Origin of the sequence: Phenylobacterium sp., from assembly GCF_044372605.1 — a bacterium.
GTDB lineage: Bacteria > Pseudomonadota > Alphaproteobacteria > Caulobacterales > Caulobacteraceae > Phenylobacterium.
The window spans coordinates 1-5,590 of the sequence record NZ_JBILRO010000231.1 but is presented as its reverse complement, the minus strand read 5'-3'; the positions used below and the strand labels follow the sequence as shown (position 1 = coordinate 5,590).

Annotated in this window: 7 protein-coding genes; 3 read left to right on the top strand and 4 right to left on the bottom strand. The window is 65.3% G+C overall.

What is annotated here, in order from left to right; genetic code table 11:
- Together ACIQ42_RS15385 and ACIQ42_RS15380 are read left to right on the top strand one after the other, a co-directional pair.
- The coding region (locus tag ACIQ42_RS15385; protein ID WP_397423130.1) for a hypothetical protein at window positions 1-91 on the top strand (91 nt) is incomplete at its 5' end.
- Between the two features lie 41 nt (window positions 92-132).
- On the top strand, window positions 133-1,029 hold the full coding sequence (locus tag ACIQ42_RS15380) for an Hsp33 family molecular chaperone (RefSeq protein WP_397423129.1): 897 nt from the start codon (window positions 133-135) through the stop codon (window positions 1,027-1,029).
- A gap of 30 nt (window positions 1,030-1,059) precedes the next feature.
- Here the strand turns inward: ACIQ42_RS15380 and metZ are convergent, their stop codons facing one another.
- Window positions 1,060-2,241: an O-succinylhomoserine sulfhydrylase gene (gene metZ, locus ACIQ42_RS15375; protein WP_397423128.1), complete on the bottom strand. Its 1,182-nt coding sequence runs from the start codon at window positions 2,239-2,241 to the stop codon at window positions 1,060-1,062.
- Between the two features lie 253 nt (window positions 2,242-2,494).
- On the opposite strand from metZ, the gene ACIQ42_RS15370 reads away from it, so the two are divergent.
- Window positions 2,495-3,514: a 2'-deoxycytidine 5'-triphosphate deaminase gene (locus ACIQ42_RS15370; protein WP_397423127.1), complete on the top strand. Its 1,020-nt coding sequence runs from the start codon at window positions 2,495-2,497 to the stop codon at window positions 3,512-3,514.
- Between the two features lie 70 nt (window positions 3,515-3,584).
- Here the strand turns inward: ACIQ42_RS15370 and ACIQ42_RS15365 are convergent, their stop codons facing one another.
- The 3 genes from ACIQ42_RS15365 to ACIQ42_RS15355 form a co-directional block, all read right to left on the bottom strand.
- Window positions 3,585-4,580: a TerC family protein gene (locus ACIQ42_RS15365; RefSeq protein WP_397423126.1), complete on the bottom strand. Its 996-nt coding sequence runs from the start codon at window positions 4,578-4,580 to the stop codon at window positions 3,585-3,587.
- Between the two features lie 73 nt (window positions 4,581-4,653).
- Window positions 4,654-4,851, bottom strand: a complete 198-nt coding sequence (locus ACIQ42_RS15360; RefSeq protein ID WP_397423125.1) for a YdcH family protein — start codon at window positions 4,849-4,851, stop codon at window positions 4,654-4,656.
- Between the two features lie 189 nt (window positions 4,852-5,040).
- Window positions 5,041-5,590: LysR substrate-binding domain-containing protein (locus tag ACIQ42_RS15355; RefSeq protein ID WP_397423124.1), on the bottom strand; the 550-nt coding region annotated here is incomplete at its 5' end.

The following is a 5,590-nucleotide window of genomic DNA, read 5'->3' as shown; positions in this document are numbered from 1 at the left end:
GGATGGCCCGCAGAGCGTAATCTGGGACGAGGCCGAAAACCGCATCCACGCCCAGAAATCGATCCTGGCCTGGTGTTTCGGCGCGATCTGAGGCGGCTCGCAATGCTTCGCTCAATCCCCATATAGCGCCCCATGTCCGAAATGACCTCTCCTCACGACGATCTGGTCGGCGCTTTCCAGATCGAAGGCGAGCCTGTCCGGGGCCGCATTGCGCGCCTGGGCCTGGCGATCGATACCATCCTGCGGGCTCACGACTATCCGGAGCCCGTGGCGAACCTGTTGGGTGAAGCGTGCGCGCTGGCGGCGCTGGTGGGGTCGAACCTGAAGTTCGAGGGGCGCCTGATCGTCGAGGCGCGGGGTTCAGGTCCCGTGCGCTATGTGGTGGCCGACTATGACACAACCGGCGGCCTGCGCGGCTATTGCCGGTTCGAGTCAGACGAAGTGGCGGCGGCGTCGAAGGGCTTTGTTCGGCCCGGCGCCAGAACCCTTCTCGGCGATGGCGTGTTCATGATGACCGTGGATCAGGGCCCGGACATGGACCGCTATCAGGGGATGACGGCCATCGAAGGCGAGACCCTGGCGCTCTGTGCCGAGCAGTATTTCGTCCAGTCCGAGCAGACCCCCACGCGGGTGCGTCTGGCGGTGGGCCAGGTGGACGGGGTCTCGCGGGCCGGCGGTGTCCTGATCCAGTACATTGCCGCCGATGAAACACGCGGCTCCACGGAAGACGCCTGGCGGCGCACCCAGGCGTTTTTCGAGACCATCGGCGAGGACGAGCTGGTGGACCCGGACCTCAGCTCGAACCAGCTCCTCTTCAACCTTTTCCACGAGGACGGCGTGCGGGTGTTCGACCCGCGGATGCTGGCGGCGGTCTGCAGGTGCAGCCAGGAACGCATCGAGTCTGTGCTGAAATCCTTCGAGGCAGTGGAGCGCGAGGACATGGTTGAGCCCGACGGCAAGATCCACGTGACCTGCGAATTCTGCAGCCGGCTCTATGCGGTGGCGCCGGAGGCTCTGGCGGGGGCGTGAACCCCCTCCCGCGGAGCGACGGAGGGGGCCTTAAGCCCTGTCCAGCGCCCGGCTCACGTCCCGCACCAGATCGCCGGCGCCTTCAAGGCCCACGCTCATCCGCACCCAGCCCTCGGTGAGCCCGATCTCTAGCCGTTCGGCCTCGGGCATCGAGCGGTGGGTGGTGGTGCAGGGATGGGTGGCCATCGACTTGGCATCGCCCAGATTGTTGGAGATGTCGACGATCTCAAGGGCGTCGAGGAACCGCCAGGCCGAGGCGCGGTCGCCCAGATCGAAGGCTATGACATTGCCGCCGCCGGTCATCTGGTTGGCGATCAGGGCTGCCTGGGGATGATCCGGACGACCGGGATAGATGGTCTGTTTCGCGCGGGCATGGGCGGCGATGGCGTCGGCCACACGGCCGGCGGTCTCGGTCTGGCGGCGCACGCGTAGATCCAGCGTCTCGAGACCCTTCAGCAGCACCCAGGCGTTGAAGGGCGACAGCGCCGGGCCGGTATGGCGATGCATGTCCTTGTAGGCCTGGTTCATCAGCTCATTGGACCCCAGGATCGCCCCGCCCAGCACCCGGCCCTGGCCGTCGATATGCTTGGTCGCCGAATAGACGACGATGTCCGCGCCCAGCTCCAGCGGCTTCTGGAAGATCGGGGTGGCGAACACATTGTCGACGACCAGCTTGGCGCCGGCGGCATGGGCGATCTCGGCCACGGCGCCGATGGCGGTGACTTCCAGCAGCGGATTGGCCGGGCTTTCCACGAGGAAGACCCGGGTGTTGGGCCGCACTGCATTTTTCCACGCTTCGAGATCCGTTGCGTCCACGTAGGTGGTTTCCACGCCGAAGCGGGGCAGCCACTCCGAGATGATCCAGCGACAGGAGCCGAACAGGGCGCGGCCGGCCACGAGGTGATCGCCCGCCCGCAGCAGGCCCATCAGCGACAGCTGCACTGCCGCCATGCCGGACGCCGTCGCCTTGCACTGCTCGGCGCCCTCCATCAGCGCCAGCCGGTCCTCGAACATCTGGGTCGTGGGGTTGCCGAACCGCTGATAGATGAACCCTGGCCCGCCCGCGAACCGGTCATCGGCCGCCTGGGCGCTTTCATAGGCAAAGCTCTGGGTCAGGAAGAGCGCTTCGGAGATCTCACCATGCGGCGTGCGCATCAGGCCGCCGCGAACCGCCTGGGTCTCGGGTTCCCAATTGCGCGGATCTTCCGCCATGTCTGTCTCCTTGAAGTGCGGCCTGCGGCATGACGGGCGAGGCCGATGTCGTCAAGGTCCGGTTCCCGCGAAGCGGCCTGAGTGAGAGAACCGCAGAAAACGCAGAACGGCGCAGAAGGGGCAGATGTTTCTGTCGACGGCGGCGGGAACAGGATATCGCTGCGCGAGCAGTACGTCCTTCTGTGCATTCTGCGTTTTCTGCGGTCCCCTTTCCCTTGCCACGCCCGTATTCTCGGCTAAGGCTCCGCCGCCCATGAGTGCATTTCAAGCCCCGGGCATCCTGCCCTGCCAGTCCATCGACGTCCTGATAGCCCAGGGCGCGATCACGTCGGCGACGCCGTTTGACGCCGACCAGGTGCAGCCGGCCAGCCTCGACCTGCGCCTGGCGGGACGATGCTGGCGGGTGAGGGCTTCGTTCCTGCCGCGCCATGGCACGGTGCGCGACCGGATCTCCGAAGTGGCCATGCACGAGCTCGACCTGACCCGGGGCGCAGTGCTGGAGCGCGGCTGCGTCTACATCGCCGAACTGCAGGAGCGGCTGAAGCTGCCCGCCGGCGTATCGGCCCGGGCCAATCCCAAGAGTTCCAGCGGACGGGTGGACGTGTTTGTGCGTTTGCTCAGCGACTACGGCGACACCTTCGATGATGTCCGCGAGGGTTACGATGGCCCGATCTACATGGAGATCGCGCCGCAGACCTTCTCGGTGCTGGTGCGCTCCGGCACGCGCCTCAATCAACTCAGGCTCAAGGTGGGTACGCCCGAGCGGCTGCGCACGATGAGCGTCGGTGTTGATCTGACCGGCGACATCGCGGGCTTCCGCGGTCGCCGCCACGCCGGCGTCGTCGACCTGGATCACGTGGACGGCCACGACCCACGCGACTTCTGGGAGCCCCTCGTGCCCCGCAACGGTCAGCTGCTGCTGGACCCCGGCGAGTTCTACATCCTGGCGTCCAAGGACGTCGTGGAGATCCCGGTGATGGAGGCCGCCGAGATGACCCCCATCGATCCGTCGGTGGGCGAGTTCCGCGTGCATTACGCGGGCTTCTTCGATCCCGGCTTCGGCACCGACGAGGCCCACGGCAAGGGCTCGAAAGGCGTGCTGGAAGTCCGCAGCCACGAGACCCCCTTCATCCTGGAAGACGGCCAGACGGTGGCCCGCCTGGTCTACGAACCGCTCACCGAACGCCCGGCGCGGCTCTACGGCGACCTCGGCTCGCACTACCAGCGCCAGGGACTGAAGCTGTCGAAGCACTTCAAGGTGTGGGGCAGCTAGTTCCCTGCCTCCCCCGTTCACGGGGGAGGGGCGAGACCGGATGCGCCGGACTGAAGCGCCTCCACCCTGATCAGGCGTGCGTCGACGGTTGCACCCCACGTGTTTTCCAGAGCGAGAACACAATACCGGCCGCGATGATCGACAGGGTCACGCCCAGCGAGATCGCCGGGTCGACCTTGCCGACAATCTGGTTCCAGAAGATCTTGGCGCCGATGAAGACCAGCACGATGGCCAGTGCGTACTTCAGATACTCGAAGCGGTGGACCAGGGCGGCGAGGGCGAAATAGAGCGCGCGCAGGCCCAGGATCGCCATGATGTTGGCGGTGTAGACGATGTAGGTGTCGGTCGTGATCGCGAAGATTGCCGGCACAGAGTCAACCGCAAAGACCAGATCGGCGATGTTGATCATCACCAGCGCCAGGAACAGCGGCGTTGCGAAGCGTACGATCTTGCCGGTCGCAGGGTCTGGCTGGCTTACGAAGAAGCGCTCGCCGTGAAGCTCGGGCGTGATGCGCATGCGTTTGGAGAGGAACGTCACCACCGGGTTCTTCGAAACGTCCTGCTCCTGCTCCTTCATCACGAGCATCTTGATCCCCGTGGCGACCAGGAAGGCGCCGAAGATGTACAGCACCCACTCGTACTCCTGCACGAGGGCGGCGCCGGCGGCGATCATCACGCCGCGCATGATCAGCACCGCCAGAATGCCCCAGAGCAGCGCCCTGTACTGGTATTTCGGCGGGATCGCGAAATAGCCGAAAATGATCGAGATCACGAAGACGTTGTCGATCGAGAGCGCCTTCTCAAGCGCGTAGCCGGTGAAGTACTGCATGCCCGAGGTAGGTCCCATGGACCACCACACCCAGGCGCCGAAGAGGACCGCGACGGCGATATAGAATGCCGAGAGTTTCAGGCTCTCGGATACCCCGATCGCCTTGTCCGACTTGTGCAATATGCCGAGGTCGAAGGCGAGCAAGGCGCCGACGATCCCCATGAATACGAGCCAGAGCCAGGCGGGCTTGCCTAGAAAGTCACTGGTCAGAATGGCGGTGATCAGGTCCAGAATCAAATCTCACTTGTCTTGTGTTTGGGCGAAAATTGTAGGGTCGCTGCGAATTTGCCGCCCTCTCCTGGTATGGGACTCAGGCAAGCACCGCATGCTGCCGATACGGCTCGAGGCCGGCTTCCGCCAGAAACAGTTCGTCCTTCACCAGGAGCTTTTGGCGCTTCAGGTCCTGGAGCACGAGGGCGTCAGGAAAGGGTCTGCGCCGTTCGTCATGGAGCCGTTGCTCCAGCCCCCGGTGGTGGTTCCGCAAACGCCAGATTCGATTTTGATTCATCAGCTCCTCCGAAATGGAGGTGCGCCCAGGGCCCAGCAGGCGACATGGGGGGAAGCATCACCGGACCCCGAACGCACCGTGCGATCCGACATCGCGATCATGGTTGATCGCCAGAGGGGCCCGGGCCGCATTCACGAAGTGTGCATTCGGACGACGCGCCGCCAGAGGTTGATTGATGAGTTTTCCGCATCAACGCAATTGGACACGCTGATCCTCCATCAGGCTATGCTCGCGGTCGAGTGACAGCAGGATGAAATCGGCCAGCCTGTTGGCCGCTTCCGGTACGGCCGTTGACGCTCGCATCAGCGCGATCTCGGTGTCGGCCAGTTCGGGCAGTCCGTGCTTTGGGCCCAGCCGGACGAGGTCGATGGGCGCCATCTCGCGCGGCAGGACGGTAATGCCAAGCCCGGCGCGCAACGCCGCCTGTTGTCCGGCCAGCGACGGGCTCGTGTAGGCGCAGCGCCAGGGCCGGCCGGCTTTCTCCAGCGCCGTGATCGCGCGTTTGCGGTAGACGCACGGCGAAGGCGCCACCACCAGCGGCAGGGGCCCGTCGGCCTCGGCCAGACTTTCGTCCGCGCCGACCCAGACCAGCGGTTCCCGCCAGACGCGGGTGCCCACATCGGGACCCAGCGGCTCACGCTTCACCAGCGCCAGATCCAGCGCGCCGTCACGCAGTTGCTCCAGCAGGTTGAGCGTCAGATCGCAGGTGACCGCCAGCGTCGCCTTCGGATTGGCGCGG